Genomic DNA, 22400 nt, shown 5'->3' on the forward strand with positions numbered 1-22400 from the left:
GGGCGTGGGCGTGGGTCAGGGAAGGAGCAGCTCGATCTGCTGGTCGGGTTCGAGCTGGAGCTCGGCGGGGTCGCCGGGCACGGGGGCACCGTTGCTAGTCACCCTCATCTCCTCACCGGCGTTCGCCTTGGCGCCACCGATCTGGGTCGGCGTCAGGGCGACGCCCCACTGGGTGAACAGCTGGCCGAGGGTGAACTTCTCTCCGACGGTGTGGGCTTCGATGTGGATGGTGCCGTCGGCTTCGTGGGTGTGGACCGCGGACATGGCGCCGGTATCGGGGTCGACGCCGATGTTGGGCGGGACGGGGACCGGCTGGCCGTCGATGGTGATGGCTAGCGTGGGGTGGTAGTGCTCGGCGGTGCCCATGGGGCCGAGGTCGAGGCCGGCGGCGGCGACTCGCGCGGGAACGTCGCCGGGTGCTGGCCATGGCGGGAGGGAGATGTCATCGGGCTCGACGCCGGCGGTGCTCGACGGGCTCGAGCTGGTCTCGCTGGTGTCGCTAGTGGCACCGGTCTGCGCCGGGTCCGTGCCGCATCCGGCGGCGGTCTGGGTGAGGATTGCTGTGACGGCGGCGGCCGCCAGCTGAGCGGGAGTGGGTGTCTTCACGGGGTGTGCCTTTGCTGTGGTGGCGTGTCGCGGTCGCCGGCGGCGTGGGGGACGTGGGGTGCGCGAACGGGGTGGACGCCACCGGCGCGGTGGCGTCCGCCCGCGCTGCGGGTTCAGGAGTCGAGGAGGCCCTGCATGGTGTCGATCTCCTGCTGCTGGGCGTCGATGATTTGGCCGGCGAGGTCGACGGCGTCCTTGAACTGGCCGTCGTCCTGCTCGGTCTCGGCCATCTCGATGGCGCCTTCGTGGTGATCGATCATCATCTCGAGCCACATGTCCTGGAACTCGGCGTCGGAGGCGTTCTCGAGGGCGTCCATGTCATCGGAGGTCATCATTCCGGGCATGTCGTCGTGGCCCATGTCGTCCATGTTGTCGGACATGTCGCCCATGTCGTGGCCGGAGTTGACGTGGTCGCGCATGGTCTCGGGGACGTCTTCGTCCCACTGGGTAAGCCAGTCGGCCATGGTCTCGATCTCCGGACCCTGGGCGTCGCGGATGTCCTCGGCGAGGGCCTGGATTTGGGGGTCGAGGTCGCGCTTAAGGGTCAGGTCAACCATCGACAGCGCCTGTGCGTGGTGGGTGATCATGTCGCTCGCGAACGCGACGTCGGCGTCGTTGTGCTCGGTGGTGCTGATCTCGGACTGGCCGGCCGCGTCGGAGGTGTCCTCGCCGCAGGCGGTCACGCCGGCGCCGAGGAGGAGTGTGAGCGCGACGGCGCCGAGGGCGCGCGTACGGGTCTTGGTCTTGGTGTGCATGCGAGTTCTCCTGAAGTCAGGTGGTCAGGTGGGCTGTATTGCGGGCAGGCGGGAGCGACACCCGGCCGGGACGCTGGTGCCGACGACTTCACGGTCGAGGTCAGCGGTGGCGGGTGGTCGCAGGGCATGTCAGCACCTGATGACGGAGAACTGCCACTGATGGGGTGGCCCGGTGCTACGCACCCACTGCAGCGCCCGTTCGCGGACGGCTGCGGGCATGAACGCCTCCGGATGCAGCCTCCGGAGGAAGCCGGTGGCGAGGAGCGCCAGCAGCGTGAGCGCTGCAGCGGCGAGCATGACGACGCACAGCATCACCATGCTCGCCATGCCGTGACCCGAGCCGGAACCAGGGTCAGCACCGACGCCAACGCTGGATCCGGTGGCTGCCATCGAGGACCGCGCGGGGTGGGCGTGTCCGGCGTGCGAGTCCCCTGAGGCCATCGCCGCCTCATGGGCAGAAGTCATGGTCGCCGTACCCGTCATGCTCATCCTGCTTGGGGCCGTGGGGGTTGACGAAGCGCCGTGGCTGGCGAAGGCGTGCATGCCGAGGATGCCGACGGCCAGGGCCGCTACGAGGACGGCCATTGCGCTGCGGCTGGTCAGCCGCGCAGCCATCTGCACCCACAGAGAGTTGCGGGTGCGGCGGCTGGTCGCGGGCAAGGGGCTCATCGGCTTCGATGCTACGGAGAAGGTGGTGTCAGGGCAGCCGCTGGGTCCGCAGCCTGAGCGCGTTGATGATGACGCTGACCGAGGACAGGGCCATTGCGGCTGCGGCGACCATGGGTGAGAGCAGCCATCCGAACACCGGGTAGAGCACCCCGGCGGCGATGGGGATGCCGGCGGTGTTGTACCCGAAAGCAAGCACGAGGCCCCTGCGGACGTTGCTCATGACGGCGTGGGAGAGCTTGCGGGCGTGGGCGATGCCGTTGAGGTCGCCGCGCAGCAGCGTGACGCCGGCGGACTCGATGGCCACGTCGGTGCCGGTGCCCATCGCGAGGCCGACGTCAGCTGCGGCGAGGGCGGGGGCGTCGTTGACGCCGTCACCGGCGAACGCGACCACGCGACCCTCGGCGCGGAGCCTCTTGACGACGTGGCCTTGTGGTCGGGAAGCACCTCGGCCTCGACCCGATCAATGCCGAGCTCGGCGGCGACAGCGGCCGCGGTGACCCGGTTGTCGCCGGTCAGCATGATGACCTCGATGCCCTCCTCGCGGAGCTCGGCGAGCGCGGCCGGGGTGGTGTCCTTGACCTGGTCGGCGATGCCGATGACACCCGCAGGAGTGCCGTCGACGGCGACGAGAACGGCGGTCGCGCCGGTACGGCGCAGCTGGTCGGCCTTCTCGGCCAGGGCGCCCGAGTCGACGTCCTGGGAGGTGAGGAACCCGGCGGTGCCGATGAGGACCCGGTGGCCCTCGACGGTGCCGAGTACGCCCTTGCCGGCGGGTGCATCGAAGTCAGCAACCTCGGGCAGCGTGCGGTTGGCAGACCCAGCGAGCTCAGCCTGGGCCTTGTCGACGATGGCGCGACCCAAAGGGTGCTCGGAGGCGTTCTCGACTGCAGCCGCAAGGCGCAGCAGTTCCGATGCGGTGAGGTCGTCGTAGCCGTCGGCGGTCTCGATGGCGACCACGGCCGGCTTGCCCTCGGTGAGGGTGCCGGTCTTGTCGACGATGACGGTGTCGACCTTCTCCATGAGCTCGAGCGCTTCGGCGTTCTTGATGAGGACCCCCATCTGGGCCCCTCGGCCGACGCCGACCATGATCGACATGGGCGTGGCCAGGCCGAGTGCACACGGGCAGGCGATGATGAGGACGCTGACCGCGACGACGAGCGCGTGGGCCAGCTTCGGGTCGGGTCCGACGACGGCCCAGATGATGAACGCGAGCACCGCGACGCCGATCACGGCGGGTACGAACACCGCGGAGACGCGGTCGACGGTGCGCTGGATGGGGGCGCGGGAGCGTTGTGCTTCGGCGACCATGTTCACGATGCGGGCGAGCATGGTGTCGCGGCCGACGGCGTTGGCTCGCACCAGGAGTGCGCCGGTGGAGTTGAGGGTGCCACCGATCGCGTTGTCGCCCACGGTCTTCGTCACGGGCATGGACTCGCCGGTGACCAGCGACTCATCGACCGCGGACTTGCCGTCCTCGACGAGACCGTCGACGGGGACCTTCTCGCCGGGGCGGACGCGGAGCAGGTCACCGATCTGGACCTGGTCGAGGGTGATCTCCTCCTCCGCGCCGTCGTCGCCGACGCGACGAGCGGTCTTCGGGGACAGGTCGAGCAACGCCCTGATGGCACCGGACGTCGCCTCGCGGGCGCGGAGCTCGAGGACCTGGCCGAGGAGGACGAGGGTGGTGATGACGGCGGCGGCCTCGAAGTACACCTCGACGGCCCCGTCCTCACGGAACGCCTCGGGGAAGATGCTGGGCGCGACGGTGGCGACGACGCTGAACAGCCAGGCGACCCCGGTGCCCATCGCGATGAGCGTGAACATGTTCAGGTTGCGGGTCCGCACGGACGCCCAGCCGCGGACGAAGAACGGCCAACCGGCCCACAACACCACCGGGGTGGCGAGCACGAACTGGGTCCACGCGGACGTCGTTGCGCTGAGGTTGTCGTGGAGCCACGGGATGAGGTCGCGGCCCATGCCGAGGATGAAGACCGGGACGGACAACGCGACGCTGATCCAGAAGCGGCGCGTCATGTCGCGCAACTCTTCTGACGGAGCGGTGTTGGCAGTGACCACGACCGGTTCGAGCGCCATGCCACAGATCGGGCAGGTACCGGGACCGTCCTGCCGAATCTCGGGGTGCATCGGGCAGGTGTACTCGACCGTCTCGCCCTCGCTCGGGCTCAGCTGCCCGTGTCCGGGCTCAGTTGCTTGCCCGGCGTGGTTCCCTCCGGCACGATCCGGGAAGTCCTGGTCGATGTACTGGTCGGGGTCGGCGAGGAACTTGCCCTTGCAGCCGGCTGAGCAGAAGTGGAACTGCTCACCGCCGTGGTCGACCACGTGCTCGGCCACGGACGGGTCGGCCTTCATCCCGCACACCGGGTCGGTGACCTGGTCCATCGTGGCGGCGTCGGGACGATGGGTGTGCTTGTTCATAACTTCACCATACCCCCCTAGGGTATCTGGTCAAGGAAGCTCGATGCCGAACAGGGCCAGCATGGCCAGGGCATCGCTGACATCTTCGAGGTTGCCGGCGGCGGTTCCCTCGAAGCTCGGGACGGGACGCTGATCGGCTTCCTTCTGAGTGGTGGCCGGGCCGTTCTTCTCGATGTCCTCGATCAGCCAGTCCATCTCCTTGATCTCCTTGCGCTGGGCCCTGATGATTCCGTCGGCGAGCTCGCGAACGCGAACGTCATCGATGTCGGCCCGCTCACTGGTCAAGATGGCGATCGAGTGGTGCGGGATCATGCCCTTCATGTACGCCTGGTCGTCGACCAACACCTGGGAACGCGAGAGGTACAGCCCACCTGCACCGAGCAGCAGCGCCACCGCCACGAGCACGAGGTTGTAGGCGCGGTTCTTGTACATCATGCTGCGCATGAACGCGAACATCACCAGCGCCATGGCGCCGCCCATCAACAGCGCCATGTAGAAGCGCTCCTCACTCCACCGCACGTGCTCGAAGGCGAAGACGTTGGAGTACATCAGGACGAACATCACCACCGTGGAGGTGGCGATCATCAGCCCGAAACGTACGTACATTCGCCGCTCATGGGCGTTGTCTTCCTTCTGCTGGTCGGGCTTCGTCTCCCGGTCGCTGGGCTCGCTGGCACCGGACGGCTCCTGCGTGTGATGCGATGACATGGGGATCGTCCTTTCCGGATGGCGTGGTGGTGCGGTGGTTGGGGTCGCTCAGTTTTGGAGTCAGCTGTCGTCGTCCTCGATCGGAGCGCGAGACATCTCGATGAGCTGACGTAAGCAGTGCTGGCGCAGTGGCTCGGGAAAGCCCTCTGCGAGTCGGTAGTACACGATCCGGCCCTCCTTACGTCGTGTCACCAGCCCGGCGGTACGCAGCACCCGCAGTCCGTAGGAGACCGCGTCCTCGCTCACCGACAACGCAATGGCGAGGTCGCCCACACAGAGCTCCTCGACCACGTCAAGGGCGTACAACAGTCGCGCCCGAGTGGGGTCGGCCATCAGCGACAGCACGCTGGTGAGCCGATCCCCCTCCTCCGCCGACGGCAGACGTTCCCGGGCCATGGCAACCCTCCTGGGGTCGACCGGGTGCTGGTGCCGGTCGCCGCCACCGGCGATCTGGTCGGGCTCGTCTCCGCGAGCGCGCACCGGGTGCTCGTCAGTCATTCCGAAGAAGTACCCGATACCCGTGCGGCTATGCGGATGATGTTGCGTTCGGTGGGTACAGGCAACAGCAAGAGGCAAATTCAGGGTCACCAGCCGGGGGATCCCGCTGCCGTAACCAGAGGAGGAGTCGTGGCTCACACCAAGATGTTGGAGGCTTACCCGAAGGACCTGGGACACATCGACAAGGAGAAGCTGGCCGAGTGCATCGCAGCCTGTTTTGAGTGCGCACAAGTTTGCACCGCGTGTGCCGACGCGTGTCTGTCGGAGGACATGGTCGCCGAGTTGACCAAGTGCATTCGTACCAATCTGGACTGCGCCGACATTTGCGTGGCCGCCGGCAACGCGCTGTCGCGGCACACCGGGTACGACGCGAATGTGACCCGCGCGTTTCTGGAGGCCTGCGCGACCGCCTGCAAGGCGTGCGGCGACGAGTGCGAGAGCCATGCCGACATGCACGAGCACTGCCGCATCTGCGCCGAGGCCTGCCGACGCTGCGAGCAAGCCTGTCGTGACCTCCTCGCCAATCTGGGGTAGAGGTCGGTCCGGGGACCTTCGTGGCCATCCTCTTCATCGTCACGCGGAGCATCTCGTTGCAAACTTCCGGCACTAGGACTTCCACCGCACACGATCCGCCCACGACGGTCGTAGCGTGTCGGGGTCCTTGCTAGTTCACGTCGCTCCGCCGCTCGAGCAGCACGGTGTCGCGCCAGACGCCGTCGAGCTGCGCGATGCGGGTGCGTACGGCGAGGGTGCGGTACCCGGCGGAGTGATGCAGCGCCAAGCTGGCCCGGTTCTCCGGGAAGATCGAGGTCTGCAGGGTCCACATGCTTGCCCGGTCGGCTTCGGTGACCTGGGTGAACAGCAGCGCCTTCCCGACGCCACGTCCGCGAGCCGTTTCGGTGACGTAGACGGACGTCTCCCCAACGCCGGAGTAGCACTCACGTGTGGACACGGGTGTGACGGCGGTCCATCCGACGACCCCGCCGTCGAGCTCGGCGACCCAGGCCAGGTCAGGCAGCCACCGCTTGCGCAGCTGGTCGGCGGTGGGCACCGTCGTCTCGAAGGTGGCGTTGCGGGTCGCGAGGCCTTCGGCGTAGATGGCGAGCACCGCCTCCATGTCGTCGTCGGTGACCGGGCGGGTGGTGACGTCAGCGGGCAGGTCCTCGGGGCAGCAGGGTGGCGAGGCCAGGGTGCCCATGACGACGTCTGCGGCGTGCGGAAGACCGGTGCAGCAGGCAGCGTTGACCGACACCATGCTCGAGGTGCCCACCTTGTCGACTGCGACGAAGCCGACCTTCCGGAGGAGTTCGACGTGGTGCGAGCACGTCGACTGGCTCACCCCCAGGGCGGCGGCCAGGTCTCCGACCCTCATCGCCGAGGTCGGTGACGTGGACAGCGTGTGCAAGAGCCGCACCCGGGTGGGGTCTGCGAGGACGGCGAACCACTCGGCGTAGTTCTCCGCCTCCGTCTTGCCCAAGGCGGTCGACGACCGGCCGCCGTCGGGCGCCAGCAGCGGGAGCTCGGTCCGTCCTTGCGCAGTCGCGGGAGGCGAAGTGGTCTGTGACGCGCTCATGTTCGAAGAGTACCTTGCTTTCATCGACACTGGTCGATACAGTCCTATTCATCGACAACCGTCGATGGACAGTTCGGAACTTGAGGAGCCAGTCATGCAGCACCCCGTGGTCATCATCGGAGCCGGCCCCATCGGGCTGGCCGCCGCCGCCAACGCCGCCGAGCGCGGGATGGACTTCGTCGTCCTCGAGGCCGGCGCGGACGCGGGCTCGGCCGTGGGCGAATGGGCACACGTGCGACTGTTCTCGTCATGGTCTGAGCTCGTCGACCCTGCTGCGCGTCGTCTCTTGGACGCGGCTGGCACTTGGACCGCCCCGGACGACGGCGCCTACCCGACCGGCGGAGAGTGGCGCGACACCTACCTGCAGCCGCTCGCCGACGTCCTGGCCGCCGCGACCGGCGGGTCGGTCCGCTACCACGCCCGGGTGGTCGGCGTGGGTCGTGCCGGCCGCGACCTGATGGTCGACTCCGGCCGCGAGAGCGACCCGTTCGCGGTGCACGTCGAGGGCCCCGCTGGCCGTGAGCGACTGCTCGCCAGCGCCGTGGTCGACGCGTCCGGCACGTGGACCCGGCCGAACCCCTTGGGAGCCGACGGCTACCCGGCCCTGGGCGAGTCGGAGAACGCGGCACGCATCACCTACGGCATCCCTGACCTGAATGACCCTGAGGTTGCCGCCCGGTACGCCGGCAAGCACGTGGCCGTAGCAGGCAAGGGAGCCTCGGCGCAGGGAGTCCTCGTCGGTCTCGCCAAGCTGGCCAGGATGGCACCCAGTACACGGGTCTCTTGGCTGTTGCGCCGCCCAGAGGTGGGCGACGCGTTCGGTGGCGGCGACAACGACCAGCTCGAGCAGCGCGGCAAGCTCGGCCAGGACGCCAAGGCCGCTGCGTCCAGCGGACTGGTGACCAACGTGACCCAGTTCCGCACGGAGTCTGTCCGAGCCCAGGACGACGGGCGCCTCACCATCGCCTCGGTCAACGACCAGCAGGTCGCCGACGTGGACGAGGTCATCGTCGTCACCGGGTTCCGCCCCGACTTCGGGTTCCTGTCCGAGGTACGCCTCGACCTCGACCCGGCCCTCGGCGCGGCACGCGTCCTCGCCGAGCAGATCCACCCCGACCACCACAGCTGTGGTGACGTGGCCCCCCACGGATTCAAGGAGCTCTCGCAGCCGGAGCAGGGCCTGTACCTGGTCGGGATGAAGTCCTACGGCCGCGCGCCGTCGTTCCTGGCCATGACCGGTTACGAGCAGGTCCGCTCCGTCATCGCCGCCCTCGACGGCGACCTCGAGGCCGCGGGCCGTGTCGAGCTGGTGCTGCCCGAGACCGGGGTGTGCAACGGAGCCGGCGCATTTGACGACCCCGACGCCGTCGCCGTCCTCGCCGGCTCAGGCGGCGGCGGGTGCTGCGGCCCGGCCGCCGCGTCGGAGCCGCAGCTCGTGACGCTCGGTCGCCCCGGCCAGTGACGCACCCTGCGGTGAGCGGCGAGACAGCCGTCACCCAGACGCACGACCCGCAGTCCGGCGCGCTCGATGCGGCCGGGCTGCGGCGGGCGGTCGCGGTGCTCAGCACCGTGCAGATCGTCTCGTGGGGCGTCCTGTACTACGCGTTCGCGGCGCTGCAGTCATCCATCACTGCCGACACCGGCTGGTCGAACGTCGAGGTCACAGGGGCGTTCTCGCTGGCGCAGCTCTGCTCCGGCGGCGCGGGCATCTGGGTCGGGCGACACATCGATGCCTACGGCCCTCGCCGGGTGATGACCCTCGCGTCCCTGGTCGCCATTCCGGGCGTCGCGGCGGTCGCCCTGGCTCCGAACCTGGCCGTGTTCTACCTCGGGTGGGTGCTCACCGGTGTCGCCATGGCGGGCACGTTGTACCCGCCAGCATTCGCCGCACTGACCCACTGGGGCGGCACACGGCGTGTCCGGGCGCTGACCACGCTGACGCTGGTCGCCGGCTTGGCCAGCACCGTGTTCGCGCCGGTCGCGTCCGTCCTCGACGACGCGATCGGGTGGCGAGCTGCCTACCTGATGCTGCTGACCGGCCTCGTCGTCGTCACCGTGCCGCTGCACTGGTGGGGCCTGGGCCTGCCATGGCACGTCGATCACGTGGAGCACGCTGACGGGCCAACCGAGGACCAGCGCCGCGAGCAGGCGCGGGCACGCGTGGGCGGTGTCGCGCGCAGCACCCCGTTCGTGCTGCTCACCCTGGCGAATGCGCTCACTGGCCTGGCCGTGTTCGCGGTCGTCATCAACCTGGTGCCGATGCTCGTCGAGCAGGGCATGAGCCGCAACCTCGCCGCTGTGGCTCTCGGTCTCGGCGGAGTCGGTCAGGTCGCCGGCCGGCTCGGCTACGCCCGGTTCGCGGCGGCCACGTCCGTGACGACGCGAGGCGTCCTCGTCCTCGCCGGCGTCGCGGTCGCCACCGCCGCCCTGGCGTTGGCCCCGGCCGCTCCCGCGTTGCTCATCGTGCTCGGCATGCTCCTGGGCTTGGCACGGGGCGTCTACACGCTCGTCCACGCCACAGCGGTCACCGACCGGTGGGGCCCAGCCTCGTACGGCACGTTGAACGGGATTCTCAGCGCACCGGCCCTCGTTGCGGCAGCGGTAGCGCCGTTCGCGGGCGCGATGCTGGCCAAGCTGCTCGGCTCGTACGCGAACGCCTTCCTGGTCCTCGCCGGCGTTGCGGGCGTTGCGGCCGTGCTGATGCTCGGCGCCACGCCCGTTGACCGTCGGCGAGGCGGTCCCAGCGCCATACGCGGAGACCGCCGGTGAGCGGCGCCTAGAACTCGGGGGGCGAGGGTCGCTCGTCCTGGCGGACGCCGAGTCGCTGCGCCAGCTCCTCGACGCGGGCCGCGATGTCGTCGCGGACCAAGCGCATGCGCTCGGGCCCCTCGATGCCCCGCGTCGACGGCTCGTCGGTGTCCCAGGTTTCCACCGGCGTTCCGTCGAGAGGGACGACCTCAGCGTCGCCACCGAGGACGACGACCAGGTCAGCGGCGCGCACCAGCTTGTCGGTCACCGGCTTGGGTGCTTCGTCCGAGATGTCGATGCCGACCTCGTGAAGGCTGGCTACCGACTCGGCGTTGAGATCCTTGCCGGGGCGGGTGCCGGCCGAGTCGACCTGTACCTGGTCGCCGGCCAGGTGGCGCATCAGACCGGCGGCCATCTGGGACTTGCCGCCGTTCTTCACGCAGACGAACAGCACGCTGGGCCTGTCGTCGACCTGCTCACTCATCTCCGGTCCTGGGTCTCAGTGCTCGTCGAGCACGGAAGGAGGGAGCTCGATGTCGGGGACGAGCTCGACGAGCAGGTTCCTGACGCGCGCGTCGAGGTCGGCGATGATGCCGCGCACCGTCTCCTCGTCCTGGCCCCCGGGGTCGGCGACGGGCCAGTCGACGTACTTCACGCCGGGGACGTAGGGGCACTCCTCGCCGCAGCCGAGGGTGATGGCCATGGTGCTGGCCGCGACGGTGTCGCGGGTCAGCAGCTTTGGCTGCTCAGCCGACGTGTCGAGGCCGAGCTTGTCGAGGACGGCGGCGACTTCGGGGTGGATGTGGTCGCCGGGCTGGGTGCCGGCCGACAAGGCGATGACCCGACCGCCGGCGTAGTGCTCGGTCAGCACGCGGCTGATGACGGAGCGACCGCCGTTGCGGACGCAGGCGAACACGACCTGCGGGGCCTTCTGGATGGTGTCGGTCATCGGGTCGCTCCCGTGTCGTCGGAGGTGTCGTCGGGGTTGGTGGTGCGCTCGCGGTAGAACTTGCGAGCCCAGAGGCTGACGTAGACCAGCGCGATGAGGGCCGGTACCTCGATGAGCGGGCCGACGACACCGGCCAACGCTTGACCGGAGGTGACGCCGAAGACGCCGATGGCCACGGCGATGGCGAGCTCGAAGTTGTTGCCAGCCGCGGTGAACGAGACCGCGGTGGCGCGCTGGTAGTCGAAGCCGAGCGCCTTGGTGAGCAGCATGGAGCCGCCCCACATGAGCGCGAAGTAGGCCAGCAGCGGGACCGCGATGCGGGCGACGTCGAGCGGCTTGCTGGTGATGGTGTCGCCCTGGAGGGCGAAGAGCAGGACGATGGTGAACAGCAGGCCGTACAGGGCGGCCGGGCCGATCTTGGGCAGGAACGTGCCCTCGTACCAGTCGCGACCCTTGGCGCGCTGGCCGAGGGTGCGGGTGAGATACCCGGCCAGGAGCGGGATGCCGAGAAAGACCAGCACGGACTTGGCGATGCCCCAGACCGATACGTCGAGGGCGGACTGGTCGAGGCCGAGCCATCCGGGCAGGACCTGGAGGTAGAAGTAGCCGAGGAACGCGAAGGCCAGGATCTGGAACACTGCGTTGATGGCGACCAGGATGGCGGCCGCTTCCCGGTCGCCGCAGGCGAGGTCGTTCCAGATGAGCACCATCGCGATGCAGCGGGCCAGGCCAACGATGATGAGGCCTGTGCGGTACTCGGGCAGGTCGGGCAGCAGCAACCACGCGAGGGCGAACATCAGCGCCGGCCCGAGCACCCAGTTGAGGAAGATGGACGTGACGAGCATCCGGGTGTCGCGGGTGACGTGGCCGAGCTCGTCGTAGCGCACCTTGGCGAGCACCGGGTACATCATGATGAGCAGACCGATGGCGATGGGCAGGGAGACCGAGCCCACCTCGACGGCGGCGAGCGCGTCATCGAGGCCGTCGACGAGGCGGCCCAGGAGCAGCCCGACAGCCATGGCGATCCCGATCCACACCGGCAGGAACCGGTCGAGGGTGGACAGGCGGGCCGCGACGGCGTCATTGGATGCGCCGGCGGCGGTGTCGTGCACGGTGTCGCTCATGCGCCTGCTCCTTCAAAGGCCCTCGAGCCGGCGGCGGTGAAGAGGCTGCCGAGAGCGGCCATCGCGTCGGGGCGGGCGATGTAGTACACCCAGGTGCCGCGCTTCTCTCGGTCCACCAGTCCTGCCTCGTGCAGCACCTTGAGGTGGTGGCTGATGGTGGGCTGGGAGAGGTCGAAGTAAGGAAGCAAGTCGCAGACGCACGCCTCGCCGCCCTCGTGTGACAGCACCAGCGACAGCAGCCGCAGACGTGCGGGTTCGGCGATGGCCTTCAACATCGGTACGACACCGTTGGCCTGCTCGACGCTGATGGGTTCACGAGCCAGCGGCACGCAACACGCGAGCCCGTCGGTCAGGGGAAGCAGGTCCGGACCTGCGGAGGACTTCGGCATGGCTCAATGTTGACAGACGTCGATGCGATCCGCCACATTGACGGTCATCGACATTCACTCCTATCCATGTCTTTCGTGTCCCTGGCCCGAAGGAGTCTCAAGTGACCGAGTCCGACCCTCTACGCACGCTTGAGCGACAGAACACGTTGGCGGCTTCTCAGGCGTCGCTGGTCGAGGAGTTCTCCGGCGTGTTCGCGCCCGAGACCGTGGCCAGGTGCCTAGACGACTCCTACGAGCGCCTCCTGCCAGCCAGCATTGCCGCGTACCTTCCGCTGTTGGCGCAGCGGTTCGCTCGTGAGCGGCTGCGCGCCGCGGCCCGTACGACCGGCCCGGCCGCCGCGTACGTCGGTGACAAGGGCAGGGCGGGGTGGGCGCCCTTGGTGCTGTTCGTGTGCACCGCGAACTCGGGACGCTCCCAGCTCGCCGCGGCGCTGGTCGCTCACCGCGCGGGAGGTCGGGTGGAGGTGGCCTCTGCCGGCACGTCTCCGGCTGCGGTCGTGCAGCCGGAGGTGGTACTGGTGCTCGGAGAGCTCGGCATCGACGCCGGTGAGATGTTTCCCAAGCCGCTGACCGACGAAGTCGTGGCGGGGGCGGACGTGGTGGTGACGATGGGGTGCGGGGACTCGTGCCCGGTACTGCCCGGGCGTCGCTACCTCGACTGGGGTGTCGAGGACCCCGCCGGCCGCGACCTGGCCGCGGTTCGTCGCATCCGCGACGACATCGACGAACGCGTCGGCGTGCTGCTCGACGAGCTGCTCGCCGTCCCTCAGCCATAGCCGGCCGCATGCCCTTGCGGACGGCAGCGTCACGTGGACAGATCGCTTCCATCATCGGTCCAGGGGCTAGAGCCGGATGCTGCTTCCAGGCGAAGGGGCCGGGATCGAAACTGAGCAAATGAGGCTCGCTCCTCGCTTGCAATCGGTACCTAGGTCCGGGTTTACGCTCGATGCATGAGCGAACCAGTGAACATCTCCGCGTCGAGTGGTGTCATGCTGCCGGCTTGGGTGCCGGTCGATGCGTGCGCCCTGCCGACGGTGGAGCAGCCGGTGCGGGTAGCGGAGTTCGATGCTCTGTTCGCTGAGTCGTTCGCCAGCGTCGACCAGCGCACGGCAACTAGTGCGCGGTTCGTCCTGACCGGTGGCGCGGACCTGGCTCAACGTGCGCAGGTGCTGAGCGACCGTGAGACGGGGTGCTGCTCGTTCTTCACCTTCACCATCACCCCAGCAGACGGCGACTCGGTCGTCATGGACGTCACCGTTCCTAGCGAGCGAGCCGAGGTGCTTGCTGCGCTGGTTAGGCGGGCGCACGAAGCCCGACAGGGCGGGACCGGGGCACGGACGGCATGACGGCGACTCATCCCCACTCCACCGAACCCGAGGCGCCTCAGGGGCTGCGGGTTGGGCAGGTCGCCGAGGCGGCTAGCGTGAACCGCGAGACGTTGCGTTACTACGAACGCCGCGGCCTGCTCGCTGAACCAGGTCGCAGCCCCGGCGGCCACCGGCTGTACCCGAGCGAGGCAGTCACCGTCCTTCGCGTGATCAAGGCCGCCCAACGACTCGGGTTCACCCTCGACGAAGTGGCCGACCTGCTGGAGATTGGCCGCCACCGCCACGGCAGCCGCCCCGACGCCGGATTGCAGGCCCAGGCGAAGGTGAAACTCGCCGAGATCGAGGACCGCATCGCCGACCTCCGCACCATCCGCGACAACCTCCAAACAGCCCTCGACGCAGGCTGCGACGACCTCACCGTCTGCGCCAACACCGACTGCTGCCCCTTGCCGTTACGTCCAGATCACCACCCGACCCACCACAGACAGGAACCCCTAGTGGCCTTGCGTGACCGTCACCTCGTCGGCGCCGGTGCAGCAGCCTGCGCCGTGTGCTGCGCTGCACCCGTCCTCGGCATCCTCGGCATCGCTGGAGCAGGAGCCGCAGCCACCGTCGCCACGTTCGCCTTCGCCGGGGCCGTGTTCGCGCTCGTCGTCGGTATCGCCGTCCTCGCCGGCGTGGTGCTGCGCCGCCGCGCCCGAAACCCCGCCCACGCCTCACGTGCAGCATGCAGCACGGCTCGGTCCGAACCCGTGGGTATCGATCTCACGACCGGTCCTCCCCACCGGCAGCACTGACACACTTCGGGACATGCTCATCGCCAAGTCCCTGCTCCTGTTCGCCCTTGCAGCCGTCGCGGAGATCGGCGGAGCCTGGCTGGTCTGGCAGGGCGTGCGCGAACACAAGGGCTGGATCTGGATCGGTGCAGGCGTCATCGCCCTCGGTCTCTACGGCTTCGTCGCCACCCTCCAGCCCGACGCCAACTTCGGCCGCATCCTCGCCGCCTACGGCGGCGTGTTCGTGGCTGGGTCGCTCGCTTGGGGGATGGTCGCCGACGGCTTCCGACCCGACCGCTACGACATCGCCGGAGCGTTCATCTGCCTGGTCGGCGTCGCCGTCATCATGTACGCCCCCCGCGCTTCTGTCTGATTCGGGCACGACGGACAAGCCACGGCGGGAACAACCGGATCTCGGCTATGTTCGGATGTCCCGTCGGCCGAACCTCCCACGGGAATGTCGCAGGCCAGCGTGCCTGCGCCTCTGGCCGGCGTCCGTCTATCCCGTCCGGTGATGTGTTCCGGTGAAGGGGCCCCATTCGGACGGGCCGCCGTGGCCACGAGGCGGGGCCCATCGCCTACCTTGACGACGAGCCACTTATCGACCGATCTCGCCAAACTGTCCCGCGGGCGCGTCGTCAATCTTCCCTGCATCTCGACAGTCAGCACCACGTCCTCGCGCCCTAGCCGTCGCCTGCGTCGCCACCTGATCCGCGAGCCGAGTCGGTGGCCGGCCGGGTGCCAGGCCGGTTCGGACGGTGGACCGCAGTGCTGCACCTTCGCCGTTACGAGCCGCCATCAGACGGCGGTGCGGCAGGATGAGCCACGACGTTCGGACACCAGCACGAGGAGCACCTGACCGGTGACAGAAGAGACCATCCTGGATGAGGCAATCGCCAGGATCGAGGACGAGGCTCTTCGTCAACGGATCGCCCGCGAGGTCGAGCTACTGCGAGGCTCTCGGCGGTTCGGGTTGGTCTTCGACCGACACCTTCCCGAGTCCGTTCGCCTGGCCGAACATCCGATCCGCAAGGGCGTCCGGGTCGGCCTTCGGGATGAGTCGTCGCCCGAAACGTGGCGCGTTGTTGGCTTCACAGACTCCGGTCGACAGGTCGCCGTCCTGAGCGGCGAGGGTGGTGAGCGGCCGGTCTCCGAGCTCGTGGTGGTTCGCGAGTTCGGAGAACCTGTGTTTCCGGGTTTGGTCTCCGTCGACCGGCTCCCCCACGACGCTGACGATGCCCCGTGGCACACCGTGATCAACGGCGAGAACTTCCATGTTCTCCAGGCGCTCCGCTCGACGCACCGCGGCAAGGTCGACCTGATCTATATCGACCCGCCGTACAACACCGGCAACGACGACTGGATCTACAACGACCGTCATGTTGATGCCAGCGATCGAGCCAAGTCGAGTAAGTGGCTCTCCTTCCTCGAGCGACGACTCATCATCGCGAGGGACCTACTCAAGCCGAGCGGCGTGTTCATCGCCGCGATCGGAGACGACGAGCACCACCGGCTTCGGATGCTCCTGGATCAGGTCTTTGGCGCCGAGAACTTCATCATGAACATCACCTGGCAAGGCGGCGGCTCGGCACTTGCACGCCACCACGCCGGAGGCGCCGACTACATGCTGATCTATGGCCGAAACGCGGAGCTGGTGCCCCGGTTCCTCGACCCCAAGCCGTACGTCCCAGAGATGCTCCGCCTGGTCGATGAAACCCTCGCAGCGGGCGCCACCGCTGCGGAGGCCCAAGAGCGCCTCCGGGCGTTCATCAAGGCGAACTCCAAGGACATGCCCGAGGGCGTGACCCGCTTCAACAACGTCGACGCGAACGGGATCATCTTCGAGACGGCCGACCTCACCAACCGCCTCCCGAGGCCAAACCTTCGATACCCCGTGACCGACCCCGACACCGGACGGATCTACGACCCGCCCGAGAACGGGTGGACGGTCAAGCGCGAGCTCATGGAGGAGTGGGTCCAAGCCGGGCTCATCGCCTTCGGCAAGCGACCGCGCAAGAAGAAGTCACTTCGGGACTACGCCTACAACATGCCGGTCCCAACCTTCTACCACTCCCGCAACACCGCCAACGCACACCTGGAGCGCGTCCTCGGGGAGAAGCGGTTCCCATTCCCCAAGGACCACGAAGTGCTGATGCGCTGGCTCCGGATGACCTGCCCTCCGGACGGCCTGATCCTCGACTTCTTCGGCGGCTCCGGCACCACTACCGAGGCAGTGCTGCGGCTCAATGACGAGGACGGCGGCACCAGGCAGTCGATCCTGGTGACGAACAACGAGCTCGGCGCCAAACAGGCCAAGGCGCTCCGCAAGACCGGCCACCACCCAGGCGACCCCGAATGGGAATCCATGGGTGTGTTCGAGTACGTCACCCGGCCGCGCATCACCACCGTTGTCACCGGCAAGCGGCCCGACGGGTCGGTCTACTCCGATGGCCTGGCTGCCAACGTCGACTTCCTCAAGCTGACCTACCTGGACCCCGGCATGGTGCGCCGCGGCCGCGAGTTCGAGGCGATCGCCCCGCTGCTATGGCTCGAGGGCGGCGCACGAGGGGAACGCATCGTCCAGGAGCCGGAGGACGGGTGGGCGCTGACGGAGTACTACGGGATCTTGTTCAGCGTCGATGCCATGGCACCATTCGCCGCGGCCGTGAGCGATGCTGCCCAAGCCGACCGAGCACCTCGGGTCGTGTTCATCATCACCGACTCCCCCACTGAGTTTCAGGCGGCCGCCGAGCGCCTTCCAGCTGGGGTCGATGCCGTCAGGCTCTACGAGTCGTACCTGGCCAACTACACGATCAACGTGCTCGGGGGTGCGCGATGAGGTTCACCCTTGAGGACTACCAGGTCGCCGCGACCGAGGGGGTTCTGACTGGCATCGGCCGCGCCCGGCGTGACTACCGCGAAGACGGGGAACGCACCGCGGTGGGTCTGACCGCGCCTACCGGAGCCGGCAAGACCGTGATCGCCACGGCTGTGCTCGAGGGGCTCTACTTCGGCACCGCGACCCGTGAGGCCGACCCCAACGTGACCGTGCTCTGGTTGACCGATGACCCGGCACTGAATCGGCAGACGATCAACAAGATTCTCCAGGCCTCCGGTGGCCGCCTCGATGCCAACCGCATCCGGTTCCTCGCCGACACCGATGAACGCACCCTCGAGCCAGGGTTCATCTACTTCGTTCACATCCAGGCGCTGCAGCGGAACTCGAACCTGCACGCCACCCGGGCGGACGGCTCCCGCTCCGACAAGCGGACCTACGGCGCTTGGGAGATGATCGCCAACACTGCACGTGAGCGCGGCGGTGATTTCGTCGTCGTCTGGGACGAGGCGCACCGCGGTGCAGGCACGACGTCGACGGACCGGAAGACGATCGCCGGAACCATCGTCAACGGCGGCACCACCAACATCGGCACCCAGCAGCCGGCTGCCCCGATCGTGCTCGGGATCTCGGCGACGCCCGAGAAGTTCCAGGCGGCCATGAGCGCCTCGGGCCGCACCATGCGGCTGGTCGAGGTCCCCGCGAACGAGGTGCGCCAGTCAGGTCTGCTGAAGGACCGGATCCTGCTCCGCAACATCGCCGAGGACCAGACTGCCGACAACACGATGCTCGCCCTGGCGGTGGCCGACCTGAGGGAAGCCGCCACGGCCTGGAAGACGCATCACGAGAACACCGGTGATCGCCTGGTCGACCCCCTGCTCGTCGTCCAGGTGCCGCCCAAGGTCACCGACGCCCGTCTGGCGGAGATGCTCGCGGTGATCGAGTCGACGTGGCCCGAGCTGAGCGACTACGCGATCGCGCACGCCTTCGGAGACCCCCATGGACCGCTCAAGATCGGCGACAAAACAGTCCGCTACCTGCCTCCCGAGGCGATCGCCGGCGACGACCGCGCACGCGTCGTGCTGTTCAAGTCCGCCCTCACCACCGGCTGGGACTGTCCCCGCGCCGAGGTGCTGGTCTCCTTCCAGGGCAAGGACTCCTTCACCGAGATCGCCCAGCTGATCGGACGGCTCGTCCGTACTCCCCTCGCGCAGCGCGTCGACGGCGGAGACGACCGGCTCAACGAGGTCGTGGCCTACCTGCCCGGTTTCAAGACCGAGCACGTCACCCGCGTCGTGAAGGCACTGACCGAGGACGAGACGGTCGAGATGGAGGTCCTGATCGCGCCCGTGGTGTGCGAGCGCTCCAGCGACGTTCCGTCAGAGCTGTTCGAGCTGCTCGACACTCTGCCGTCCTACATGCGCCCGAAGGCCACCTTCTCGACCCGCACCGCTCAGCTCATGCGCCTGGCCGCCACGCTCAACGAGCACGGTCTCGTCGCCAACGCCTCGAAGAAGGCTCGGGCGTGGATCGTCGACCAGATGCGGGCCGCAGACTCCCAGCAGCAGGACGAGATCGACGCCAAGGTCACCGACACCCTCGCTCTCACTGTCGGCACCCTCACGGTCGGCCTCGGAGCCGATCTCACCACGTCGACCAGCACAAGCGAGGCCCCCACCGTCGAGCGCGACCTTGACGGCTACTACACGCGCGCCCAACGACTCCTCCCCGACGGGTCGGCTTCCTGGTACTTCAACGACCTATGCGACCGGGGGGACGACGAGATCGACGCCGGCGTCCGCCTGGCCGCCATGGCCGGCCTGGGCTTCAAGGACGTCATCGAGCGCCAGGCCGCCGAGCAGATCAAGGCTTGGCGCGACGCCCACGCCTCAGCCGTCTCCCGCATGCCCCGAGCAGCCCGCGACCTGATCGAGCCGCTTTGGTACCTGGGCTCCTCCCCCATGCACCCCACCACGGTGGAAGCCCGACAGACCTACGCCGCCGCCACGGAGCGCATCGTCGGCGACACCACTGTCGAGCTCACGACCTACCCCAAGCACCTTTACGTGATCCCGCCCGGAACGAGGGGCGCCGGCCGGTTCCCTGTCGATACCTCCCGGTCAGCGTGGGAGGCCGAGGTTCTCGAGCTCGAGGTCACGGCCGAGACACTCGTCGGCTGGTACCGCAACCCGTCGTCCGGGCGCTACGCACTCGCGATCCCCTACGAGTTCGGCGAGAAGACGCTCCTCATGCACCCAGACTTCCTGTTCTGGCACGACGACGGCGCCGGCGACTACGTCCTCGACATCATCGACCCGCACCGTCACGACCTGGTTGACGCAGCGCCCAAGTGGGCTGCTCTTGCCCAGTACGCCTCCGATCACGGCACTCTGGTGCGGCGCGTCCTGGCCGTGATCCGGGATAGTTCCGGCAGCCTCAGGGCGCTGGACCTCACCAAGGACGGCATCCGCGAGCAGGTCGCCGCAGCGACCAACAAGGACCTCATGGAATCGCTGTTCACGCGCGAGGGCATGGCCTACTAGACACCCCACCCGAGTCACATTTCCGATTCTCCTGCGCGGCCGTGGCGACGCATGCTCTACTGCATCCCAAGCCCCAGGTGACCCGAGACGCCTGGGGCTTTCCCCTTGGATCAGGCACCCCAACGGGCCGGTTATCGCCGAGCCGTCCCCGCCTCGATCCGCCGCAGACACGAGAACAGGTCCCCGTCCTTGCTCGAGGACGGGGACCTGCTTCTGAACGGGGAGCTAGGGGGTGACGCCGACACCGCGTGGGCTCATGTAGGTCGCGACCGGAACGATGCCCAGGTGCCAGGTGGCGCTCCACTCAGCGAAGGTCGAGAAGCCGCCCGGCCCCTGCTCCCCCACGGCCACGATCGCCTCTCCGTCGCGGGCCAGCCGTGCGATCCACTCGGCCGGGTGGTCGTCGACGAACTCGCCCTCCACGACCACCGGCGGCTCGGCGACGAACTCACCCTCTGGCGCCTCGATGATCCGAACGTCCCGGCCCTGGCCAACGTCGAGAGCCCATCCGCTCAGCCTGGGGTACTGGATCGGGTTCCCGGGCTGGAGCAGGCCGGCCTGAAACGCCCGCCAGGTTGGCGCCATGTCATACATCCGCGGCCGCGGGTCGATCCCCCGCTCGAGCCACTCGGCAAGCCCGGCGAACAGACCCATCCGCGGCGGGATGCTCGGGAGCTCGGTGAGGCGAGCCCAGACGTTCTCCATGCCCGTCACTGGGTCAGCACCTGGGCCTCGCCGATGCGGATGGGCAGCGGGTCGGTGGTCAGGTCGAACTCGATGGTTCCGGACTGGCCGCCGCCGGTCCACTCGACAACCCAGTGGCTCGTGGCAGTGACCTCGTAGGCGCCGTCGGGCTGGTCCGTCGACATCTTCGCGTAGCGGTGCCCGCAGGTCGGCGAGTCCTGCTTGCCGTAGTGATCGGCGTACGGGGTGCCCTTGCCCGTGCAGTTCACGATGGTCCCGTCACCCATGTCCCACACGATGCTGGAGACGCTGGCGGTGGCGCTGACCGACACCGACCCCTCGCTGGCCGATGCAGTGATCGGGCCGAATGTGTCGTCGGTCGGGCTGTCGACCCACATCCACACCGGCAGTCCGACGAGGCCGACCCGGTTCGGACCTGACTCGGGGACGATGCCGATCTTGATGGGGTCCAGGTCCATCGAGGCGATCGCCCGCTGGGCGAGCACTACCGGATCGATTCCGACTTCACCGCTCCGAACCCACGTGTACTCCCAGGACGATCCGGGCGGGGGGAAGTAGCAGACGTGCCACGCGCCGTCTTCCTTCGTCTGGCCAGCCGGCGGAATGAGATCCTCGCCCAGCTCCTCAGCAGACGGTCCGATCCAGCACTCGTGCAGGCTGCTCCACACCGATCCTCCGGGACCGGTGCACGGAATCTCGCGGCCGTTGTAGTTGCAGGTCGAAGAGCCACCAGTGTTGTCACTGCCGTTGTCACCGCCGTTGCCGCCACCGTCCTCGTCGTCACAGACGACCTCACCCGTGACCTTGTCGACCTCGCAGACAGCGCTGGCCGAGGGCGCTACTGCGATCGCGACGACAAACGACGCACCGAGCATCGCCAGCAGAGCGAGGATGCGCCTCAGCACGGCTGATCCCAGAGGAGGTCAGATTCGGACACCTTCCACGTCCCCTTGTCCTTGACGAGGGTGTACTTGACCGGCGCCGGGTTGCGGAGCGGCTTCCCATCCGGCGCGGTGTAGTCGGGAACCCGAGCCTTCCCCTTCACCTTGACGGTCACTCCAGATCGGTCCTCGCAGTCGGTGATCTCGATCGAGTTGCCTCGGTTTCGGGGCTCACCGAGCGTGTGGACGTAGCTGCCGGTCTCGGTGACGTCGCCCATCTTCATGTTGACGACCGTCTCCTGCAGACCCAGGAACACGTCTCCCGTCGCGACCGGGTTGAGGGTCTTGAAGTCGATCGTCCGCTTTCGCTGTGCCAGATCCCTCACCTCGAGGTACTTCGTCAGCTGGGCGGCCGCCTTCTCCTCCGGCGTCTGCGGAGTCGGAGAGGCGGTGGGCGTCGTCGGTGACGGGGACTGGCTCGGGGTCTCCTGGACCGTGGGCTCATTGTCGTCGCCGCCGCAGCCGGTGAGAGCCAGGGCGAGGGCGAGGGCCACTCCCCCGAGTGCGGAGTGGTGCTTCCTCATGCGGTGTCTCCTCCTGTGGTGGGCGGGGCTATGACGGATCGCTGGTTGACGTCGTTGGCGATGTGCTCGAGGTGTTCTTCGGCGGCGTCGACGAGCTCGGCGAGCGAGCCGTTGTCGGCCGGGTCGAATCCGAACTTCTTGTCGGCGTTGTAGAGGGTTCGGATGGTGTCGCGCACGAACACGGCCCGGGCGACGCGGCGGGCGTCGAGGTCGGCATGGTCGGCGCCGGCCGCGGCGTAGCGGCCGGTGAGCTCCTGGTCGAACGTTGCCATGTTGCTGGTGCTCCCTTCCC

24 protein-coding genes and 1 pseudogene are annotated in these 22400 nt (G+C 68.3%); 9 read left to right on the forward strand and 16 right to left on the reverse strand.

Annotation, left to right across the window (positions count from 1 at the left end):
- Positions 1 to 15 precede the first annotated feature (15 nt).
- From ABD086_RS04135 to ABD086_RS04160, 7 genes and pseudogenes are all read right to left on the reverse strand, one after another.
- Positions 16 to 606, reverse strand: a complete 591-nt coding sequence (locus ABD086_RS04135) for a hypothetical protein (protein WP_343905921.1) — start codon at positions 604 to 606, stop codon at positions 16 to 18.
- A gap of 113 nt (positions 607 to 719) precedes the next feature.
- Positions 720 to 1361 carry a DUF305 domain-containing protein gene (locus tag ABD086_RS04140; RefSeq protein ID WP_343905923.1) on the reverse strand — a complete coding sequence of 214 codons (642 nt, stop codon included), beginning with the start codon at positions 1359 to 1361 and terminating at the stop codon, positions 720 to 722.
- 129 nt (positions 1362 to 1490) lie between these two features.
- Positions 1491 to 2030 carry a hypothetical protein gene (locus ABD086_RS04145; RefSeq protein WP_343905925.1) on the reverse strand — a complete coding sequence of 180 codons (540 nt, stop codon included), beginning with the start codon at positions 2028 to 2030 and terminating at the stop codon, positions 1491 to 1493.
- A gap of 28 nt (positions 2031 to 2058) precedes the next feature.
- Positions 2059 to 2421, reverse strand: a complete 363-nt coding sequence (locus ABD086_RS25295; RefSeq protein ID WP_425571525.1) for an HAD hydrolase family protein — start codon at positions 2419 to 2421, stop codon at positions 2059 to 2061.
- Positions 2422 to 2510: 89 nt separating this feature from the next.
- Positions 2511 to 4466: pseudogene (locus ABD086_RS04150) on the reverse strand (heavy metal translocating P-type ATPase); the annotation flags it as partial.
- A 30-nt stretch (positions 4467 to 4496) separates the two neighbouring features.
- Complete coding sequence (locus ABD086_RS04155) at positions 4497 to 5174, reverse strand: DUF305 domain-containing protein (RefSeq protein ID WP_343905927.1); 678 nt, start codon at positions 5172 to 5174, stop codon at positions 4497 to 4499.
- Positions 5175 to 5234: 60 nt separating this feature from the next.
- Positions 5235 to 5672, reverse strand: a complete 438-nt coding sequence (locus ABD086_RS04160; RefSeq protein WP_343905929.1) for an ArsR/SmtB family transcription factor — start codon at positions 5670 to 5672, stop codon at positions 5235 to 5237.
- 129 nt (positions 5673 to 5801) lie between these two features.
- On the opposite strand from ABD086_RS04160, the gene ABD086_RS04165 reads away from it, so the two are divergent.
- The gene (locus tag ABD086_RS04165; protein WP_343905931.1) at positions 5802 to 6206 is read left to right on the forward strand and encodes a four-helix bundle copper-binding protein; all 405 of its coding nucleotides are present in this window, start codon (positions 5802 to 5804) and stop codon (positions 6204 to 6206) included.
- A 130-nt stretch (positions 6207 to 6336) separates the two neighbouring features.
- Here ABD086_RS04165 and ABD086_RS04170 read toward each other — a convergent pair whose 3' ends face one another.
- The gene (locus ABD086_RS04170; protein WP_343905933.1) at positions 6337 to 7245 is read right to left on the reverse strand and encodes a helix-turn-helix domain-containing GNAT family N-acetyltransferase; all 909 of its coding nucleotides are present in this window, start codon (positions 7243 to 7245) and stop codon (positions 6337 to 6339) included.
- A 94-nt stretch (positions 7246 to 7339) separates the two neighbouring features.
- Between ABD086_RS04170 and ABD086_RS04175 the strand changes: the two genes are divergently transcribed.
- Positions 7340 to 8707 carry an FAD-dependent oxidoreductase gene (locus tag ABD086_RS04175; protein ID WP_343905935.1) on the forward strand — a complete coding sequence of 456 codons (1368 nt, stop codon included), beginning with the start codon at positions 7340 to 7342 and terminating at the stop codon, positions 8705 to 8707.
- Between the two features lie 95 nt (positions 8708 to 8802).
- Positions 8803 to 10014: an MFS transporter gene (locus tag ABD086_RS04180; RefSeq protein ID WP_343905937.1), complete on the forward strand. Its 1212-nt coding sequence runs from the start codon at positions 8803 to 8805 to the stop codon at positions 10012 to 10014.
- 7 nt (positions 10015 to 10021) lie between these two features.
- Here ABD086_RS04180 and ABD086_RS04185 read toward each other — a convergent pair whose 3' ends face one another.
- The 4 genes from ABD086_RS04185 to ABD086_RS04200 are packed head-to-tail and all read right to left on the reverse strand — an operon-like array spanning position 10022 to position 12455.
- Entirely contained in the window at positions 10022 to 10477 is a 456-nt protein-coding gene (locus ABD086_RS04185) for an arsenate-mycothiol transferase ArsC (protein ID WP_343905939.1), read from the reverse strand.
- A 15-nt stretch (positions 10478 to 10492) separates the two neighbouring features.
- On the reverse strand, positions 10493 to 10942 hold the full coding sequence (locus ABD086_RS04190; protein WP_343905941.1) for an arsenate-mycothiol transferase ArsC: 450 nt from the start codon (positions 10940 to 10942) through the stop codon (positions 10493 to 10495).
- Positions 10939 to 12066: an ACR3 family arsenite efflux transporter gene (arsB, locus tag ABD086_RS04195; protein ID WP_343905943.1), complete on the reverse strand. Its 1128-nt coding sequence runs from the start codon at positions 12064 to 12066 to the stop codon at positions 10939 to 10941. The genes ABD086_RS04190 and arsB overlap by 4 nt, the downstream gene beginning before the upstream one ends.
- Positions 12063 to 12455, reverse strand: a complete 393-nt coding sequence (locus tag ABD086_RS04200) for an ArsR/SmtB family transcription factor (RefSeq protein ID WP_343905945.1) — start codon at positions 12453 to 12455, stop codon at positions 12063 to 12065. The genes arsB and ABD086_RS04200 overlap by 4 nt, the downstream gene beginning before the upstream one ends.
- 101 nt (positions 12456 to 12556) lie before the next feature.
- On the opposite strand from ABD086_RS04200, the gene ABD086_RS04205 reads away from it, so the two are divergent.
- From ABD086_RS04205 to ABD086_RS04230, 6 genes are all read left to right on the forward strand, one after another.
- A complete protein-coding gene (locus ABD086_RS04205) occupies positions 12557 to 13231 on the forward strand; it encodes an arsenate reductase ArsC (RefSeq protein WP_343905947.1) in 675 nt (224 codons plus the stop codon).
- Between the two features lie 174 nt (positions 13232 to 13405).
- Positions 13406 to 13801 carry a hypothetical protein gene (locus tag ABD086_RS04210; protein ID WP_343905949.1) on the forward strand — a complete coding sequence of 132 codons (396 nt, stop codon included), beginning with the start codon at positions 13406 to 13408 and terminating at the stop codon, positions 13799 to 13801.
- A 77-nt stretch (positions 13802 to 13878) separates the two neighbouring features.
- Positions 13879 to 14580 carry a MerR family DNA-binding protein gene (locus tag ABD086_RS04215; RefSeq protein WP_343905951.1) on the forward strand — a complete coding sequence of 234 codons (702 nt, stop codon included), beginning with the start codon at positions 13879 to 13881 and terminating at the stop codon, positions 14578 to 14580.
- A gap of 13 nt (positions 14581 to 14593) precedes the next feature.
- The gene (locus ABD086_RS04220; RefSeq protein ID WP_343905952.1) at positions 14594 to 14932 is read left to right on the forward strand and encodes a YnfA family protein; all 339 of its coding nucleotides are present in this window, start codon (positions 14594 to 14596) and stop codon (positions 14930 to 14932) included.
- A 489-nt stretch (positions 14933 to 15421) separates the two neighbouring features.
- Positions 15422 to 17398, forward strand: a complete 1977-nt coding sequence (locus ABD086_RS04225) for a site-specific DNA-methyltransferase (RefSeq protein WP_343905953.1) — start codon at positions 15422 to 15424, stop codon at positions 17396 to 17398.
- Positions 17395 to 19938, forward strand: coding sequence for a DEAD/DEAH box helicase (locus tag ABD086_RS04230; protein ID WP_343905955.1), 2544 nt, complete (start codon positions 17395 to 17397; stop codon positions 19936 to 19938). The genes ABD086_RS04225 and ABD086_RS04230 overlap by 4 nt, the downstream gene beginning before the upstream one ends.
- A gap of 225 nt (positions 19939 to 20163) precedes the next feature.
- Here the strand turns inward: ABD086_RS04230 and ABD086_RS04235 are convergent, their stop codons facing one another.
- The 4 genes from ABD086_RS04235 to ABD086_RS04250 are packed head-to-tail and all read right to left on the reverse strand — an operon-like array spanning position 20164 to position 22380.
- Positions 20164 to 20592, reverse strand: a complete 429-nt coding sequence (locus ABD086_RS04235; protein WP_343905956.1) for an adenine nucleotide alpha hydrolase family protein — start codon at positions 20590 to 20592, stop codon at positions 20164 to 20166.
- Positions 20593 to 20648: 56 nt separating this feature from the next.
- Positions 20649 to 21518, reverse strand: a complete 870-nt coding sequence (locus ABD086_RS04240) for a hypothetical protein (RefSeq protein WP_343905958.1) — start codon at positions 21516 to 21518, stop codon at positions 20649 to 20651.
- Between the two features lie 23 nt (positions 21519 to 21541).
- Complete coding sequence (locus ABD086_RS04245) at positions 21542 to 22078, reverse strand: hypothetical protein (protein WP_343905960.1); 537 nt, start codon at positions 22076 to 22078, stop codon at positions 21542 to 21544.
- A gap of 26 nt (positions 22079 to 22104) precedes the next feature.
- Positions 22105 to 22380 (reverse strand): hypothetical protein, encoded by a 276-nt coding sequence (locus tag ABD086_RS04250; protein ID WP_343905962.1) that lies wholly within the window; start codon positions 22378 to 22380, stop codon positions 22105 to 22107.
- Positions 22381 to 22400 lie beyond the last annotated feature (20 nt).

The sequence above is a fragment of the Nocardioides aquiterrae genome (assembly GCF_039526625.1).
GTDB classification, from domain to species: domain Bacteria; phylum Actinomycetota; class Actinomycetes; order Propionibacteriales; family Nocardioidaceae; genus Nocardioides; species Nocardioides aquiterrae.